Source organism: Anaerolineales bacterium (assembly GCA_015075725.1).
Classification (GTDB): domain Bacteria; phylum Chloroflexota; class Anaerolineae; order Anaerolineales; family Villigracilaceae; genus Villigracilis.
Window position 1 is genome coordinate 2977840 of record JABTTV010000001.1, and the last position, 17495, is coordinate 2995334.

Genomic DNA, 17495 nt, shown 5'->3' on the forward strand with positions numbered 1-17495 from the left:
ATTTTTCTCAGAAACTGATGCGCCCATTCGTTAAATTTTTCGATCTTTTCCCCGTGTTTCAAATCAAAGTTGTAGATTTTCAGGGTCGCTTCTCCTTGGCAGGATAGTGTGTGACTATAAGGCATGGAGTTCTATCTTTTTGGCAAAGTGCCTCACAGCCTTCTCCTGCACAAACCCCAACTTCAAATACACCTGTTTGGCGTTTGTAATATTTTCATCATCCACCCCCAGCAGACAGGCTTCAAAGCCAGCTTTCTGGTAGAGCTGAAGCGCATGGACGGTCAATGCTGTACCCAAGCCATGACCGCGGTGTTCAGGCAGAACGCCTATGATCTCCAGCCAGGCATGTCTGGGCTGCTCTTCGAACACTTCCGTCAAATAGAAGCCGATCACGCGATCATCCATAATTGCCAGCTTTGTGAGTTCCGGGCGGAATTTCTGGGTATTGATAAATCGCTCCTGCCACTTTTCCATGGAAAGCTCCCCTATCCAATGTCCGGCGAAGGACCGATTGAATACCTGACGCATTTCATCGTCACGGTCGGAGACGTAGGAAGTAACCACCACATCGGCAGGTAAATCCTTCAAAGGGACAAGTCGATGGAGGTCAAAGCACATTTGACATTGTGTAACCAGCTTGGACATGCCATACTTTTCAAATAGATGATTGCAGTCTTCATCCTCCGGCTCGCAACTTAACCGCAATACAACTGATTCTTTTTCCGCAAATTCCTGTGCTTTTTGGATGGCACGGGATATTTGCCAGGAAAGCAGACGTGCGCCAAGCCCGCGGCGGCGATACCTAGGAAGGATAGTACCTTCCAGAATGCCGGTTACACCATCTTCACTGGACGGAAAGACAAGCACATATCCAATAGCGGCAATCTCACCTGTCGCCGTCAGCGCAATTTGCGTGTCTGTCTCGAGATTCTCAGCCAAGACATGTTCCAGCATCTCCAATTTTTGCGCGACTGATGCATCACTGCCTGTCAATGGCATCCTGCGCACAAGCGGAGTGTCCTCCCGGCGCATGGGACGCCACGTGAAAGAGTCTTCGCTTTTCAATTGTTGAACTGCATTGATTGACATTTCCATTTCTCGCAATCTACAAAAGTTTATTTAGGAATTGAAATACGATCTCATTGAACTCGTCAGGTTTTTCCATGCTTGCCAGATGCCCGGCGCCGTGGATGATAGCTTTCTTGGCGTCGGCAATACTACCCATTAGCAGGTCGCAAATTGAATGAATATCGGGCACATCCAATTCTCCCACAATGATTTGAGTAGGAATGCGTACATCCTTCAACCTCTCGATCGCAGGCGGCTCGAGCGGACGTTCAGGCAGCCTCTGCACCCAAAGATTGGCGTTATCCAAATTCATCTGCCGAACCCGGTCTCGAAGGCTCGGATTGCTCATGGCGGGAAGCAGGTGGGGGTGTTTCAACCATTCTTCCGTCGCTCCGAGCGCGTCCCCCTTTTCGGCAATGGAAAAGATAACGCCGATCTGTTCCATATATTCCTTGGACCATTCATAACCGCCCAACCCGGGACCAGAGAGAATCAATCCTTTAGCCATCTCTGGATATTCAAGAGCAAAGTCGATCGCGATTCGCCCTCCCAATGATTCTCCGATCAGGCAAGCCTTTTCGATGCCTAGATGCTCAAGGAGTGCTTGAAGCACCGCTGCATCAGTGAATGGCTCAGTAGGCGCGGTGGATCGCCCGCACCCAGGCACATCATAGCGAATGACCTGATATGAGGAGGAAAAAGACTTGAAATGCTCGTCCCACATCCGCAAGTCTAAACCTCCGGCGTGGAGAAAGACGAGCGGATTTCCTGATCCAGTCCATTCGTAATAGATTTGCGCGCCGCTTGCTTCCATGAAGCCTGTAGTCACGGGTAGTTCGGTTGAAAATTTCAAGTCGGGCATGATGATGTCTCCTGAGTGAAAATGGCAATAATTAATTCTTTGATTCATCTAAAAGTTCGAGATCAAACGAGTTTTTCGGGTAGCAACTTAAGTGCGCCACGATCCAAATACAGGGGCAGCAACGATTAGCATTGTTCGCAACCTATACTTATGCAGTTTGCGCACAAAACCCTAATGTGCGAAAATAAAATTACTCATCATGTTCTCTGTTCAGAAACGATGCTTTTTGCGAAGGGAATACCGAGACATGCGCCGATGATCGTGCCACCTATTCCATTTGCCGTCATCATAATAAGAATTGGTATGGCAAAATTCCTGCTGAATGAAGAAACCGGGATAATGGGAGAAAGCCAGTAGAGGAAGAGATGGTAGATTGTGAAGCCTGTTATGCCTAAAATGGCGAATTGGCCCATATATTTCCAACTTTTCCCAACCAGGCAAATAAACGTTCCTACCAGAGCGCCCATTAATATGGAGCGTATTGCAAGACTTCCCAAAAGCATATCGCCCGCGAAAAATTGTTCTCCGATCCTGACAGATAGGTATATTGTGAGCAATTCTCCCAGCCCGATTCCCATCGCAGCTGCCAGGGCAGCCGGGAGCCTTTGCCGCAATGGCAGACTCCAACCCAGCAACACGCCGCCAATCCCGCCGCCGACTGCGCTTTGCAGAGATATCGCAATTGCTGAGTGCAGTGAGACAGGGAAATTTCCCGCGAATTCAGTCTGGGATTCTATCCACGTTATCAATGTTGAGATTGTTCCTACGACGATAAAGCCAACACCGAACCCAATTGCCCCGCCCGTGATTGGATTCGAAAAGTGCCTTGAAAGATTATTACCAGGGACTTCCTTCGATGAATTTATCTGACCGTTCATGGTTAATTCTCCTTCAACCAGTATGGATATTACCTGCCAGCCTTTTCAGCAATGGCCATATCCCGTCGTTGCTATGACATCTACTGTACGATCACTGTGATCGAATAAAGAATCGATGGCATTCCACAAGGTGGAGTAAGGTTCAAGCATTCGGGATCGCCGATTGTGGTCAAAGTCGTGGTTCCGGTTTCCAACGCAAACAGACGATCCTGCGCGCCAGCGAGTACAGCAGGGTTACTGATCGAAAACGCCGACCAGCCATAGCTCAAATCAAGGTTGAGTCTGAGGCTATCTCCTACGTTCATGACAAAAGTCTTGCCGTTATCTGTCATGGTGGCTTCGATGGTAATGGCGACAGGCGTAAATTTGATGCTCCCCAACATCTGCTGAACATTTTCGTCGCCGGGTCGGTCGGTAAAGATCAGGAAGAGCCGATCCTGATATGGGATGAAATACTCCACGCGCCCCCAGTTGTAGGCGTATTTGATCCCGGGATAACCGTTGAGTACGGTATTCTCAAGAAAAGCATCCGGCACGTTTTGGGCGTAAAAATCTTCTATCTCGTTTTTTGTTCGAAAATCCAGGCTGATGCTTAAGTAGGTAACGAAGGGTTCGGCGTAGCCCGGATAAAATATGACTTCCCTGTTCGGGTTGGAAAGCCCGTGTTCATCCACATTCCAACCGGGCGGGAGTGTGAGCGAATAGCCTGCTTCGGTATTGGAATAGTTCCTGAACGGACCCGGCATGGTGGCAACCGGAGGGATCGGTGTAAACGTAGGATTCGAAGTCGTCTTCACCCATAATTCTGGCGCCATCGGCAAATGGTGGACGCCCAGCGCCAGATATTCGCCAACCGGTTTATCCAACAACATTTCTCCGCCCACCGGCAGGTCGATCTGATTTTCCGCGAATGTTATGTCGAACAGACCGTCGGACTGGTTGATCAATCTGATTCGCTGCGCGGGATCGATTACGATGCAGCGTCCAGCCTTCGGTAGTCCGTCCGGGGCGATACCAAGAACAATATTTACAGGATCACCCTGTGTCTCCCCACATACTCCTGCGGCAGGAAATTCACTATCGGGCGGCTCTAGACCGGCAAATTTGATAAATGCAACAGGCAGAAGCGAATCTAAAACCGGTCTCACCAATTCGAAATTCCCTTCTATATTTATTTCGAACGCGATATTGTTCAGATTGGTCAATACTTGATGGATGATGCCTCCTGTTCCCGATACCAGCGTCAAACGAGCGGCTGGCTGGTTCGCGATCGAGAAACGCTCTTCCGAAGATATTGTCAATTGATAGGCAAGGGCTGCCTGCTTGTGAGCCTCCACCCAATTCTCAAATGAATTGGGATACGTTCTCGACTGGCTCCGAAATTGCATGCTGATGGTTTGTTCGGTCCATTCCAATTTGTGGGGAGGGTTGGCAGGCTCAAAGGACGTCAACAGAATGGACGGGACCTGCGTTGGCACGCCAAAAATATCCTTGCTGTCTACGAATTCTTTCAAATACCAGTCTTCAGGGTAACTGAACTGGATGCCCATGTTGGCGCTTTTGTAAGTTGTCAGAGTGATGGGAAAACCCAAAGGTGTGGAAACGGCAGTCACGCTGGCGGGAGAAGCGGTTTGCGTGAGCGAGTCAGCCACGATGGTCTCCACCTGTACAAATTGATCCGATCCGGGCGCGCAGGCGGATAGAAGAACGGCAAATATCACGACAAACAAGTAGTTTATTTTCATCCGAAACATTGTGCCTCTCTTTTCCATGTCTTCGTCAAATTGAAAAGATCGTTCCTTGCGGTTTTCCAAAATGACGAATTTGTCCGGGCTTTGGTTCCCGGAGCATCGAACTGACATTCAAAGGGTCACGACACGACAAAACCGCCTCGCACTCCAACCCGAGACCTGTTCGCCGTCCGAAAGAGCGATCGCACGCTGAAACCTATGTACTACAGACCAGCACGCTTTTTCAAATTCGCCAGTCGTTCCGGTTCGTTCTTTACGAACCATTCATCCTTGCCGAGATCCAAATATGCCAGTTCAAAGTATGGTCTTGCCTCCTCGTTCCTGCCCATCAGGGCGAGATTTTCTGCGATTTCCTCGAACACGTATCCATCCGTGGTACCCGCCTCTTTGTGTTCGGCTTCGAGCGCACGTTGGATTTCCAACGCTTCGTCATAACGCTCGAGGGAGCGAAAGCAGCGTGCCACCGACCACTTTGCAATTTGGATTCGTTCGGGCTTGCCGCGCGCGGTCCATTCAACCTGCGCCTCCTTGAATAACGACAGGGCTTCCTCAAAGCGTCCCATTTGGTGCAAATCCCACGCGCTGTTATTCAACATGGCAGGGATCAAGCCTTTGGCTTTCGGGTCCCGCGAGCCGCGCGCGATCGCCATTCCGCGTTGATTCCAGTCAATGGCGTCCGCGCTGCCAGAATATGTGATGGCAACCATGTGCGCCGCATCTACCGCAAGCCCTTCCAACTGCGCCTCCCGGGCCTGATCCCATGCGCGGATGAAAAGTTCACGCGCCTTGTCCTTTTCACCCTTGGAGTTGAATGTCCGGCCGCGTTCCAGCAGATAGCGCACATTCGGGCGCGCTCCCGCGCCAGTAAGTTGCCTTTCCACATCGTTCAAGACACCGTGAGCCTCTTCAAAACGACTCCTCAGGGAAAACGTGCGCGCGATTTGCGTGAGAAGTTCCAGCCGGAGGTCTCCTCGCGCTGAATCTAGCGCGGCGCGAAAACGCGTCTCGCTCGCGGCAGGATCGGAATACTCCCAGAATTCGTCGATATCAATGTTATTATCGGATGTCGTCATGATTTTCCCTTTCGAGATTTATCTTGAAAAAATCAAATTTCAGCAATCAACCGGTCGGATTTTCGGCTGCCTCAATCTCATGGTGAGAATCAGGTTACAATGCCAACCGGTCTTCAGCAGCACATTTCATGACTGCTCATCAGTCTCGGCTCGATTAAAGCCCTGTTGACCGAGTCTATTATGGGAACAATCAATTACCAACGTCTGGTATTCTTCTCCTTGAATTAATACACGAATCAGCCCCGAAATGTTGGGTTCGAAATTCGCTGAAGCCACCGCGATTCAGTTATTAATATTTTCTTTCTATTTCAAGACCTTGAATCTAGTGACTTTCACCAACAATCATAAACTCTCCCACACTGGGAGAGTCAAGGTCGAGATTTAGTTGCGGAAAACTCATTGATGACCCTGCTGATTTCATCGATACAATCCTAAATTAACAGGGCGATCACGAGAGAATGGATATGAAATCCACTGGGACATATGTTCCAATCTCTTAGCATACCCTTTTGGGTGGCACGACTGTTGGGAAACACAATTAAAATTTAAGCAAAATAACCGGAGCAAGTGCCGCAAGTGCAGCGCCGCCCTGCAAAGCTAATACTGCCAAAGCCTGCATCGGCTTTTTAGGCAACCATCTAAATATGAAAATTGCAATGATTGGTAACTGCGCAACCATTAATATTTGCCATATATGTGCGGCAGTACCTTCATCTGGCTGGGGGGTAAATCCGGAGATAGCCACATGAGCAATTACAGTGATAAGAGCGGCAATCGACAATACCGGTGGAAGAAAAGCGCTGGGGTTTTTCATTAGAATTTTCATGATTAGCTCCTTGCCGATTATAGAGACGGTTACTCTGAAAGATGTGACCCAATCCTTCTGCGAATCGAGCCTATCTCCATTTTCGGTGCTTTCCAGGTTATCAACAACTGTGGAATACCCTAGGGTATCGGATTCAAACTTCCCTGAGGCTTTCCCCAGTTCTAAGATCAACTCAACCCTGGAGCTTACTTGAAACTTGCCATAAATATTCTTCAGATGAAATTCAACCGTGCGGTCTGAAATTCCGAGAGACCAAGCAATCAATTTGTTGCTTTTACCTTGCAGTAGGTGTTTGACTACTTCCCGTTCGCGGGCGCTCAATTTACCAAATTGTGCCATTGTAAATGTCCCTTTGAAAAGTTATTCTTACTACCGATCAGGGTTGAGTATCTGGCGACTGATGACCCTTTGATGGCTCTGCCGATGTTATCGATAGGATCTTATATCAACGCGGAAACGTGCTTATACGATCGATCACTTTTTCGAGCCAGGCGATTTCGAACTCGTAATAATCAATTCCGTGATCGAGCGTGATTTGCCACAATTGCCTGGCGCGTTCGACTCCAACCCTTTCGGCGTTCTGGGTGATAACATCCTGCACGACGGTGCGATAGATATCCAATCTTTCGCTTATCGCTTTCCTCCGCGCCTCCAGCAATGTCACGATCTCTTCATTTGAACTTTTATGGGAAAAGAACACCTGAATCAACCAGCCTTCACGGAGTTGTCCGGGCGGCAATGGCGAGGTCAGCCAGCGGCGCAGTTCTGAGCGCCCGGTTTCGGTTATTTGATATTCCCTTCGATTTGGTTTGCCTTCCTGGGGGATTATTTGTGATGTGACCAGTCCATCTTTCTCGAGTTTTTCGAGTGCCTGGTAGATATGACTTTTTGTGGCAGACCAAAAATGCGCAATGGATTGGTTGAAGTATTTTTTGAGATCGTATCCGGTCAGCGGGCGGAATTCTAAAAAACCGAGAATTGCGTGCGAGAGCGGCATGGCTAACACTCCTATCCATTCCGAATGGCCTGGTACGCTTTTCCGAGATCACCGGATGGCCGCGTTTCAGCGATGATCGAACTTAATTGCCAGATCATGTTGAAGATCAATAACGCGGATCCACCCGGTACTTCGGCGCGGTATGCCAAAAACGATGCAAACGTGCTGAAAGTGACAGTACCTGCGATGCCTGCGGCAAACATCAATGCTTTCGCATATCGCGACGCCTTTTTCATGGATGAAGGGTCGGTATGTGCTGAAAAGAATGGAAGACGTTCAAATATGTTTCTTAGGACGGGGATATAAGACGAGGCGTGAGATGAGCCCCCGATCGAGTAGTGTTTGAAGGCTATACCAGTCAGCCTTCCGATTATAAAGTGTATCAAGGAATGTGAATTAAAATATATTAGCAGATAACCTCCAACCATTGCAGACGCGCGTATGCCCGTATCGCCCGGCTGCATACTGACCCACACTAATAAAGAGCCTAGAACAATCCCGACAATCTGAATCGTGTTGCCCGAAAGGACAGAAATGATCCTTCGCGGACGGCGTGCTTTCTGAGTTTGGTTATTTTGCATGAAATTACCTGGGGCAAATCAATAGTGGAGGTTTAAGCGAATCGCGCCGAGGGACGGTGCCAAAAATTAGAACGCAGGTTTGGCGATCATCAAGAAGATAATTACCAGAACCACGAAGTTTAAGCCGATGCTTATGGTATTTGTGCGATGTGCGATATTTTTGTATTCGGCTGTGTCAGACCCTTCATTTTCAGCAGTTTTTATTTGTTTTTTGAGGGCAGGGGTGAATATTGCCAGCCCGACAATCGAAAGAAGGGTATATAAAACGAGCGAGATGGATATCCAGGGTGTGGTCAATGGCCAGCCAGCAATGGCGGCAAGCCACCACCCGGATGGTAAAAGCAGGACGTAAGCTGGTACTGCGATCCATTCGTCGATGATTTTTATCGTCTGGAGGGTGAAGACAAGTGCTTCTCTTGTATTCCGGGCGCGGAAAAACCATAAAGGGTAGGTGATATTTACCCCAAGCGCCGCAATGGCTGAAACGATATGAACGTATTTGAGAATTGTATAGAGCATTTTTATTTATTGCCAAATTATAGTATATAACAGGAATAGTACTATATAGTATTATTGTTGTCAATAGGGAAAAATCTCGGCAAAAAGGCAGCCGCCTCAGGCGGCTGCCTTTTTGCCTTGAGTTATTATTCGCCAAGTTTCCTGTTCACTATGAAGAAAGCGATCCAGAAAATGATCGCCACACCGAAAAACAGAAACGGTGCCAGTGGATCTTCATCCCGGAGTGAGATTGTGCCCGGAACTGCGAATAACGTGGAAAATACCGCCAGTCCCAGAAAAACATTGTGTTGGATCATGAGTTTTCTTGCCTTCTTGAACGCTTCCATTTCAGTCTCCTTATTGGTAGGTGCAGGGATCTCCTGCAAGGATGTCGCAATCTTCGCCTGCTTTGCGAGAGTTGCCAATTGAGGGTCCGTCTTTAGATATTCTTCGATCAGGTTCCGTGTCTCGTCGCTCACTTCATCTGAAAGATAAAGAGGCAATATGTCAAGAATCAGGTGTTGGGGAATTTTTTCCTTCATTTGTTTCTCCAATCTCTCGGGCGGCCAGTTTCAATCTTGTTCGATGTATCTTCACTTTGACTGTGGTTGGTGGTAATTGCAGGATGCGGGCGATTTCTTCATACGGCAATTCTTGTTGTATTCGTAACAGGAACGCTGTCCGGTCGACCTCATTCAACGACCGCAAGGTACTCATGGCGCGCTCCAGCTCCTGACGGGATTCAACTTGATGGTCGGGACCAGGATGCGGATCGACATGCTCGGAACTTAAGTCAACGTGGCGTTTCTCGCGTCGTCTTTGGTTCAAATACAAGTTCCGGGCGATTGCCAGGAGAAATGCCTTGACTGTTTCCGTGCGGATTTTATCTCGCCCCACCCAGGCGCGAATGAAGGTTTCAGAGGTAATATCGTCGGCATCCTCCGCGCTTCCTGAAAGCCAGAAGGAATAGCGATAGACATCCCTGGAATATCGCTCATAGATCTTGTGGAATGTAAGCATCTGCTTATCTCTACCCAACATTACACATATCAACCGAAAAAGTTACATTGGAACCAACAAAAGCTAAAATTGATCTGCCGAAGCGGCATCGAACCAGGTTTCTGCTTGTGCGACATTTCATTCTGTAAATGAATATCGCCCCGATATATGACCTTGGGATTAATATGAAAACAACGAGAATGCAAGCATTTATTGACCCACTGCCCCCTATGATTCGAAATTATTATCTAAATAATCATCCCTCGACTCTTGTGCTCCAAATAACACCAAAAGTCGGTGATAAGTTCCTCATTCCCTTCCAGGGATCAGGAAAGGTTTGACGTCTGCGCCGCTCCAAAGCCCGTTCATGACGATATCGTTGCTCCCCATGTTCTTTATTCCATCATACATATCCGACATTTTTGCAAGCAGAGATCGAAAGACATACGGACCATAACTTACGCGATTTATGCCGAGTTCTTGCAGCTCTTTCAGGCTGGCTGTCTTTGCTGAAGCCAACACATTGATTGGAGCGGAGATGCGTTTCCGTAAGATGGAGAGCGTTTCCCTGTCGCCGCGACCGATGGGGTAAACGCAATCCGCCCCAGCCTGGATGTAGGCATTCGAACGGGTGATGACATCTTCGATTCGTTCTTCGTCGGTGGAGAACCCTTCGGCGAAGAAGCTATCGGCTCTGGCGTTGATGAAGAGGCGGATTCCCTTCCGAGCCGCTGCTTCGCGGACAGCTTTGATTCGCTCCACTTGTTCAGGGATGGGGTTGAGGCGCGAGCTGTGATCGAAGCTGTCTTCGAAATTGATGCCCACAGCGCCGGTTTCGAGAAGCAGGGATATATTCTGCTGAAGACCTTCAATGGTACTGGAATATCCCGCCTCAAAATCCGCGGTGACGGGAATCTCCACGCTACGGACGATGCGGGCGACCGTTTCCAGCATCGTGCTCAATTTGAGCTGTTCTCCATCGCCATAGCCAAGAGACTCGGCGATGGCTGCGCTGGCCGTGGCAACGGCAGAATAACCTTTCGCCTGGAGCATTCGTGCGCCGATGGGGTTCCAGACATTGGGTAGTATCAAAAGCCTTCCGTTGTTATGGAGTGAAAGAAGGGTTTGAGCTTTTTTCGCCTGCTCGTTCATAACATCCTCGTTTTTGCGTGTTGGGCAATGAAGTTTTGCGGAAAAGATGCTCAATTATATGCTGGTTGTGTATCACCGCTATTCGGGGAAGCCCCGGAATTTGTTGGTTTTCCAATCATCGAAGCGTTTTACGCCAAATTTTGATAGCAGCAGCGTCATTCCAAAACCGATAAGAACATTGGTGATGAAAAAGAAAAGGACTTCTTCCAATGGCAGGATATTGAAGAAGAGGATGCCGGTGGTCTGTTGCTTGGAGATTGACCAGGTGGTGTCTGTGAGCGCGATGATATCCATAAGCGATAGATATAAGCCCGGGATAAAGATAGCGGTGAAGACCAGCTTGCGATAATGCCAAAGGATGTCAGCGCCATACAGCATTTGCGGGAAGATGGCAGGCAGCGCCCAGAACAGAATGATGGAAAGATAGGTCAGCTCGACGCCGCCGAAGAAGAACAGGTAGGTGAAGATGACCCAGAGGACGAACAGTACGCCGAACGAAATTAGACGTCCGGTTTTACTGGGTTTGAACTCGTTTGTCGGTTCGGGGATGCGCCGTGCGAGGAACCACCACCATAAACCGGCAAGAATTGTTTCCAGCACAAAGAAGGTATATTCTTCGATGGGCACATAACCGATCACGATGCCGGTCACGAGGTCTGGGTTGTAATACCAAACGCCGGTGGCAACCAGATAGTTGTCCCACGGTGTTGTGTATGCCACCGCAAGGATGATGTGAATGAGAATACCGACCCATACCGCTTTGCCATTCTTGAAGCCTAATGTCGGGCGGTTGTTTTTATTGTCCCACCATGCGATGACGAGAAAGAAAAGGATGGGAATTACGAGAAAGCGTAAGAGAAAACCGAAGTAAGTCATGATGGTTTGTAGGGCACGCTTACAGCGTGCCATGTGTGTTATTCTGTTTATTCGTCACGCTACGAGCGCGACCTACGGAATACCTTCATCCTTACACCCGGTCTGGGTTCCAATGTTGCGCCCATGTGTGCGTGGATGGGGTGACCGGTAAATTCAAACCGAAATTTCTTGAGCAAGTGAGCGAGGACGATTCGCGCTTCAGCCTGACCGAATGCCGCACCGATGCATGCCCGCGGACCGCCGCCGAACGGAATATAGCTCATTGGTGGAGTTTTCCGTCCGTGAGCGAAACGCTCGGGGCAGAATTGATCGGCATTTTCCCAAATCGTAGGGTCGCGGTGGGTAAGATAGACGGAGTAGAACATCCGCTCACCGGCAGGGATTTTGCCCTCCGCAAATTCAATTTCCTCTGCCACCCGGCGGTTGCCAATGTGAATGGGCGGATACAACCGCAGCGACTCTTTGATGACATTATCCAGCAATTGATATTTGCCCTCTGCATGGTCAATTTCCCGTATCACTTTTTCATGGATTTCAGGGTGCAGACCGAGCAGGGCAAATGTCCATGCGAACAAGGCGGTGGATGTATCGTGCCCGGCGATGAGCATGGTCAACATCTGGTCGCGGATGATGTCATCGCTTAATCCGGCGTCGATCAAGTGTTGTAAGAAATCCTGAATCCTTCTTTCCCCTTTTCTTCTTTCATCAATGATCGAATACAAATAATCATCGAGAGCCTTTAAGGATTTTCCATATCCGAATCTCGGCATCTTTCGCCAAAGGATCCATGCCCCGGGTGAGATGTACGCAATGGTTTTCAGAATCGGTTTCCATATTTTCGGCAGGTCATTCCATGCATCCTTGTTGAAAAGGGTTTGCATGATGATGAGCAGGGCGATCTTGCGCCCTTCGACCAGCATATCCACGGTCTGACCGTCCTGCCAGGTGGATATGACGCGTTCGGTCTGTTGAAGCATCATCTCATTGTATTTCGATAACTGCGATGGATGGAACGGCGTTTCCATCAAACTGCGGTAGTGATCGTGCTCTTCGCCGTCGGTTACCAGCACGCCGCGCCGTAGCAGGTCAGCCACCGGGTCGGTGTTGCGCCACAACAATTTGTTTCTATCGGTCACCAACACTTTTCGCGCCGCATCGGGACCGAAAACCACATACGGGCGAAAGCCGGGAATCGGAATTTGGAAGAAACGCCCAACGTATTTTGCCATCACCTTTAGCGGACCAAGTGGCGAGCCTTCCTGTATCAATGAGCGCAATGCGGCGCGACCGAGTTCGGGGGAAATGTTTTGCTTCATGCCCTGCCTTTTGAAATGCTGTACGCCGTCAACGTTCGTTCCTTAACAATGTCCCGGTTCACGATCGGACCAGTTGGATACCCTGCAATCTTCAGATCGAATTCCCACGGCGCATGGATTTGTTTTGCGTTCAATCCGCGCAGTTCCGGCACCCATTTGCGGATGTAGTCGCCGTTCGGGTCGAACTTTTGCGATTGTAGAACGGGATTGAAAATGCGGAAGTACGGCGCGGCGTCGGTTCCCGTTCCCGCCGTCCACTGCCAGCCGCCGTTATTGGGAGCAATATCGCCGTCGAGCAAATTCTCCATGAACCATGCTTCGCCCCAGCGCCAGTCGATCAGTAAATCTTTGACGAGAAAGGATGCGACGATCATGCGGGTGCGGTTGTGCATCCAACCGGTCTCTTTGAGCTGGCGCATTGCCGCATCCACCACCGGGACGCCTGTTTCACCCCTCTTCCACGCTTCAAAGTCTGATATTTTGTTTCGCCATGGGATGTTTGCCAGCGAACGGTTGAAAGCGGTCCTGACGACCTGCGGGAAGTGGTACAAGATTTGAATGTAGAACTCGCGCCAGATAAGTTCATTGAGCCAAATGTCAGCGCCTTTGGAATCTACGTGACGCGTAACACGTGAGGCGTGAACTGCTTGACGCAAGCCAAGCATGCCAAAGCGAATGTACGGCGAGAGGCAGGAGGTGCCGTCGAGGTCAAGGCGGTTGCGGTGGTCTGAGTAATTGCTGATTGGTAAATTGGTAAATCGGTCGAGGCGTTGCGATGCCTCTGCTTCGCCTGCTGGAAAAATCAGATTGGGTGTGAAATCGGGTAGCGGCTCTGAGCGGATTCCCCTGGGTGTATTGATATTCTCCGGTGCGGGATGCAGTTTTATTTTCGCAAACCGCGCCTTCCATACTTTGGAATATGGCGTGTACACTGTGTAGGGTCTGCCATCCTGCTTGAGTATATTTTTGGGGTGATGTACCGTCTGACCTTGTACCAGATTCAGCGGCAGGAGTTTTTGGATCAGTGCGTCGCGTTTGCGGGCGTAGGGCGTGAAATCCTCTTCGGCGTAAATGGCCTCGGCTTTAACTTCATCAAATAGATCGCGCAGCGCGTCAATTGGTTTTCCCTTACGAATTACGAGAGATGAATTGCGCTTTCGCAGTTCCCCGCCCAATGCAGATAAGCCTTCGTACAGGAAACTCTTTCGGCGAGGAGATGAGTCGTCGAATGCCGGGTCGAGGATAAAGACCGGAAGCGCCGGACCCGCCGCGAGCGCTGCTTGAAGCGCAGGGTTATCCGCGAGCCGTAAGTCGCGCCGAATCCACCAGATCGCGGTCATATCGTTTGCTGGGCGGGTTTCGGTTCATCCAGCCATATCACGCGGACGAGGGCGTTTGTGACGGCGGGCTTGTCGTTGACGCGCAGTGTGACATATCCCTGGCGGTTCAGGTCGAGATGACCATTGTTGCCAGCCGAGTCGCTGAAATCGAGCGAGCCGTACGCGCGGATCTTGGTATTGCCGAAAAGCGAAAGCGCCAGTTCGCTGGTGAGTGTGCCTTTCAGTTCGGCTTCATAGGCTTTGGATCGGAAGGTGAAGTTGGAAGGGGCCGGCATACCCAAACCGCGCAAGCCGATGGTGGTTCCGAGGATGGTTTCAGCGCCTTCGAAGATGTCGTTGTTGCTCATTTCGACGGAGTATGTGATGCGGTAGGCGGGCGAACTGCTGATCAATTTTGCCGAGACGTTTGCGCCTGTGAACGGGTCGCGCTCGCTGACAGCTTCGCCGACATTGTTGAAGTTCGGCTGGTAGTAGGCGCGTCCGAACGAGGTGGCGGAAGCGACGGCGTACATTGCAACCGCTTCGAGCGTGTTGGCGGTCTCGTTCGCTTCGTGCATTTTCGCGGCTTTGACCAGCCACTCGGTCTTGTGCATTCGCCGGACGATGTATCCCAATAGCGTGATGCCTTCGGGCGGTAATTCGTAGCGCAGGGTGTCCATTAACATGGCGGTTCCTTAACTATGTGGGGAAAACTAAAGGATAAGCAGTATCCCAAAGACGATCTCGACGGCGAGGCTGATCCAGTTGGATTGTTCGGAGGCTTTATCCACAAATATCGAAAAGAGCCGCACGGCAGCGATGGCGAGATAGGTGATGCCGAGCATCTGGTAGGTTTGCTGAGTGCCGAGGATGAAGACCGCAATGCCGAGACCGATAAAGACTCCGCCAAGGATGGAACGGATTTCAGAAATGCCGCGCGGACCCGGGGCTTCAAGCCCCGTAAATCCAAAGACACTGCGCGGCGCGAACAGGGAGATAAGTCCCGTTACGATGGTGAGGCAGACAGCGGCAACTTGAAGGATCTTGAGGATGGTCATGGTTTCCTTCACTTCCACAATTTGGGAATCAACACGGGTGTGTTCTTTTTGTAGGCTTCATAATCCGCTTGCCCGCCCCATTTCTTGTCGGCTTTCTTTTGGAGCAGGGGAATGCCGCTGATGCGTGTCAGCAGGATCGCGACGAAGAGCGGCGAGATCAGCGCGATCCACGCCCAGCCTTGCAGAACGGGCAGGGCGATGATGGCGATGCCGATCCACAAAACGATCTCGCCGAAGTAGTTGGGATGGCGCGAGCGGGACCATAACCCGGTTTGAATGAATTTGCCTTTGTTGGCTGGGTCGGCGTTGAAGCGGCTTTTCTGCGCGTCGGCGACGACTTCGATGATGAAGCCGAGAAGCCAGATCATAAAACCTACGACGGCAAAGATATCCAACTCTTTGCGTGTTGTAGTGGTGATGGCGACCAGCGCGGCAGCAAGCGTGAACGTGACCCACAAACCTTGGATCGTCCACACGTTGAGGAAGCGGATGAAGGAGGGTTTCAGCTCGTCGAAGCGGTCGTCCTTGCCCGCTTTTTGAATGCGGCTGAAGAGGAATGTCCCAAGCCGGATCGCCCAAACGACGACCAACACCGCAAGCAGAATCGAACGCGCATCCAACGGAACGCTGTAGCGGCTGTAACAAAGCGCGACACCAGTCACGGTGATGTAGGTGATGCTTCCCGTCAGGTCGAAGAATTTTTCGGTCTGGAAGATGTAGGCGGGAATGAAGACCAGCCATTGAATTAGGAATGCCAGCCCGACCGCAATGGCGAAGACGGGAAGGCCGCCAAGGGCGACGCTTCCCTGACTCCCTGCCAGCGCGACAAGCCAGCCGATCAGGATCAAAATTGGGAATATGACGAGCGAGGTGCGGTCTGTTGATTTCATGTTTTCCTTGTTTGGCGTATTGACTACTATGCGCTGAGTTTTACAACTTCATCTGCAAGCCAGCGCCTGATCGGTTCGCCTGCGCCGTTGATGTGGTGATCCACCGCCTGTGCGTAACTCCGCATGAATTGGATCAATTCGGTGGCGGGACGGTTATGGGATTGAAGAAGGGTTTTGAGCCAGTCCATCTCGCCGGAGACGTAGCTTACGTCACCTAGCTGCAGGGCGGCGGCGATGTTGTCTCCGAGATGTTGGATGCCCGTTTCCAATCCGCCTGGGCTGACGGTGAGCGACGGGACAAGCTGCTTGAGCGTCAGTTCGATCTCGGCGCGTTTGCTGGTGAAGGACTGATGCGCAGCCAGGTGTTCCTGGGAGGGGGCTTTTATGGTCTCCGAAACCTTTAGGTTTTTATGTTGAATCAACCGTTCTGCTTCGAGGAGCGAGGCTTCGATACTCTCGCCCAGGAAACGTCCGGGGATTTTCGCTGCGAGTGAGGGATGCAGGTTGAATATGCGTCCGCCGTATGCCACACGGACGTTTTGCACGGCGAGACCTTGAGCGGCGAGTTGGAGTGAAGCAGCGGCGACAAGCGTCTGCGCCACGAGAATGACAAGGTCGGCTTTAACAGCCTGAGCTGTTTCAGCGAACCGGTCGTTGGGAACGTTCGCACCGAGATAGACAACATTCCAGCCACGCCGGCGCAGAAGCAAAGAAAGAAGCAAAGGAGTGAAGGCGTGCCACTCGTCCGCGACGCAGCCGATGAGCGCGGTGCCATTTCGCGTGGGAGCGGGGGCAGCGGAGAGGAGTGAGTCGAGTCGACGCATGGCGAGGGCAGAGGCAAAATGCTCCTGCTGAACGCTGGCGTTGTTTTCGTACCACTTCGCGCCGATCTCCACCAATCCACGCTGGAGCAGGTCAGTGCAGACAAGTTCGACGGGATACATCGAAAACGCCTGATTGAGGGTTTGCTCGGCGCGAGGTTCATCGAAGCGCAGGCAGGCATCGAGCCACTGGTCACGCAAGGCTTCGAGGTTTGAATCGGGGGTGGCGGCTTGGGCGGGGAAAATCCCTGATGAGGCCGCGCCAGCCAACGGGTCGGAGCCGGAGGCGGTTTGTTCGTTCCACAGGTCCACGGCGCGGGATATCGAAAGTCCCTCTGCCTGGCGGGCGATCAGCCATTTGATGGTCTCGATATCGTACTGAGAGTACAAACGATGTCCACCCGCCGTGCGCTGCGGGGCTGGGAGTCCATAGCGGCGTTCCCAGGCGCGCAGGGTGTCTGCGGCGAGTCCCGTTTCGCGTAATACAGCTTTTAGATTAAAGGCAGGCGATTTGCTGAGCATGATTTGTC

19 protein-coding genes and 1 pseudogene are annotated in these 17495 nt (G+C 50.9%); all 20 read right to left on the reverse strand.

Going from position 1 to position 17495, the window contains the following annotated elements:
* Positions 1-114 precede the first annotated feature (114 nt).
* Entirely contained in the window at positions 115-939 is an 825-nt protein-coding gene (locus tag HS100_14355) for a GNAT family N-acetyltransferase (protein MBE7435093.1), read from the reverse strand.
* Positions 940-1105: 166 nt separating this feature from the next.
* Complete coding sequence (locus tag HS100_14360; protein ID MBE7435094.1) at positions 1106-1930, reverse strand: alpha/beta hydrolase; 825 nt, start codon at positions 1928-1930, stop codon at positions 1106-1108.
* A gap of 197 nt (positions 1931-2127) precedes the next feature.
* On the reverse strand, positions 2128-2808 hold the full coding sequence (locus HS100_14365; GenBank protein ID MBE7435095.1) for a hypothetical protein: 681 nt from the start codon (positions 2806-2808) through the stop codon (positions 2128-2130).
* Between the two features lie 80 nt (positions 2809-2888).
* Positions 2889-4562 carry a hypothetical protein gene (locus tag HS100_14370; protein MBE7435096.1) on the reverse strand — a complete coding sequence of 558 codons (1674 nt, stop codon included), beginning with the start codon at positions 4560-4562 and terminating at the stop codon, positions 2889-2891.
* Between the two features lie 200 nt (positions 4563-4762).
* Positions 4763-5632 carry a tetratricopeptide repeat protein gene (locus HS100_14375; protein ID MBE7435097.1) on the reverse strand — a complete coding sequence of 290 codons (870 nt, stop codon included), beginning with the start codon at positions 5630-5632 and terminating at the stop codon, positions 4763-4765.
* Positions 5633-6170: 538 nt separating this feature from the next.
* Positions 6171-6458: a hypothetical protein gene (locus HS100_14380; GenBank protein MBE7435098.1), complete on the reverse strand. Its 288-nt coding sequence runs from the start codon at positions 6456-6458 to the stop codon at positions 6171-6173.
* 165 nt (positions 6459-6623) lie between these two features.
* Positions 6624-6797, reverse strand: a pseudogene (locus HS100_14385) (helix-turn-helix transcriptional regulator).
* Positions 6798-6903: 106 nt separating this feature from the next.
* Positions 6904-7455 carry a PadR family transcriptional regulator gene (locus tag HS100_14390; GenBank protein ID MBE7435099.1) on the reverse strand — a complete coding sequence of 184 codons (552 nt, stop codon included), beginning with the start codon at positions 7453-7455 and terminating at the stop codon, positions 6904-6906.
* 11 nt (positions 7456-7466) lie between these two features.
* Positions 7467-7691 carry a hypothetical protein gene (locus HS100_14395; protein ID MBE7435100.1) on the reverse strand — a complete coding sequence of 75 codons (225 nt, stop codon included), beginning with the start codon at positions 7689-7691 and terminating at the stop codon, positions 7467-7469.
* A 411-nt stretch (positions 7692-8102) separates the two neighbouring features.
* Positions 8103-8555 (reverse strand): DUF2269 family protein, encoded by a 453-nt coding sequence (locus tag HS100_14400; protein MBE7435101.1) that lies wholly within the window; start codon positions 8553-8555, stop codon positions 8103-8105.
* 125 nt (positions 8556-8680) lie between these two features.
* On the reverse strand, positions 8681-9076 hold the full coding sequence (locus HS100_14405; GenBank protein MBE7435102.1) for a hypothetical protein: 396 nt from the start codon (positions 9074-9076) through the stop codon (positions 8681-8683).
* Positions 9042-9575, reverse strand: a complete 534-nt coding sequence (locus HS100_14410; protein ID MBE7435103.1) for an RNA polymerase sigma factor — start codon at positions 9573-9575, stop codon at positions 9042-9044. The genes HS100_14405 and HS100_14410 overlap by 35 nt, the downstream gene beginning before the upstream one ends.
* A 267-nt stretch (positions 9576-9842) precedes the next feature.
* Positions 9843-10685, reverse strand: a complete 843-nt coding sequence (locus HS100_14415) for an isocitrate lyase/phosphoenolpyruvate mutase family protein (GenBank protein MBE7435104.1) — start codon at positions 10683-10685, stop codon at positions 9843-9845.
* A 78-nt stretch (positions 10686-10763) separates the two neighbouring features.
* The gene (locus HS100_14420; GenBank protein MBE7435105.1) at positions 10764-11594 is read right to left on the reverse strand and encodes a lycopene cyclase domain-containing protein; all 831 of its coding nucleotides are present in this window, start codon (positions 11592-11594) and stop codon (positions 10764-10766) included.
* 26 nt (positions 11595-11620) lie between these two features.
* Complete coding sequence (locus HS100_14425; GenBank protein ID MBE7435106.1) at positions 11621-12877, reverse strand: cytochrome P450; 1257 nt, start codon at positions 12875-12877, stop codon at positions 11621-11623.
* The gene (locus tag HS100_14430) at positions 12874-14217 is read right to left on the reverse strand and encodes a deoxyribodipyrimidine photo-lyase (protein ID MBE7435107.1); all 1344 of its coding nucleotides are present in this window, start codon (positions 14215-14217) and stop codon (positions 12874-12876) included. Before HS100_14430 ends, HS100_14425 begins: the two co-directional genes overlap by 4 nt.
* Positions 14214-14882, reverse strand: a complete 669-nt coding sequence (locus tag HS100_14435; protein MBE7435108.1) for a hypothetical protein — start codon at positions 14880-14882, stop codon at positions 14214-14216. The genes HS100_14430 and HS100_14435 overlap by 4 nt, the downstream gene beginning before the upstream one ends.
* A gap of 27 nt (positions 14883-14909) precedes the next feature.
* Positions 14910-15254 carry a DUF4345 family protein gene (locus tag HS100_14440; protein MBE7435109.1) on the reverse strand — a complete coding sequence of 115 codons (345 nt, stop codon included), beginning with the start codon at positions 15252-15254 and terminating at the stop codon, positions 14910-14912.
* Positions 15255-15262: 8 nt separating this feature from the next.
* Complete coding sequence (locus HS100_14445) at positions 15263-16144, reverse strand: DUF1295 domain-containing protein (GenBank protein MBE7435110.1); 882 nt, start codon at positions 16142-16144, stop codon at positions 15263-15265.
* A 26-nt stretch (positions 16145-16170) separates the two neighbouring features.
* Positions 16171-17487, reverse strand: a complete 1317-nt coding sequence (locus HS100_14450; GenBank protein MBE7435111.1) for a MerR family transcriptional regulator — start codon at positions 17485-17487, stop codon at positions 16171-16173.
* Between the last annotated feature and the right edge of the window lie 8 nt (positions 17488-17495).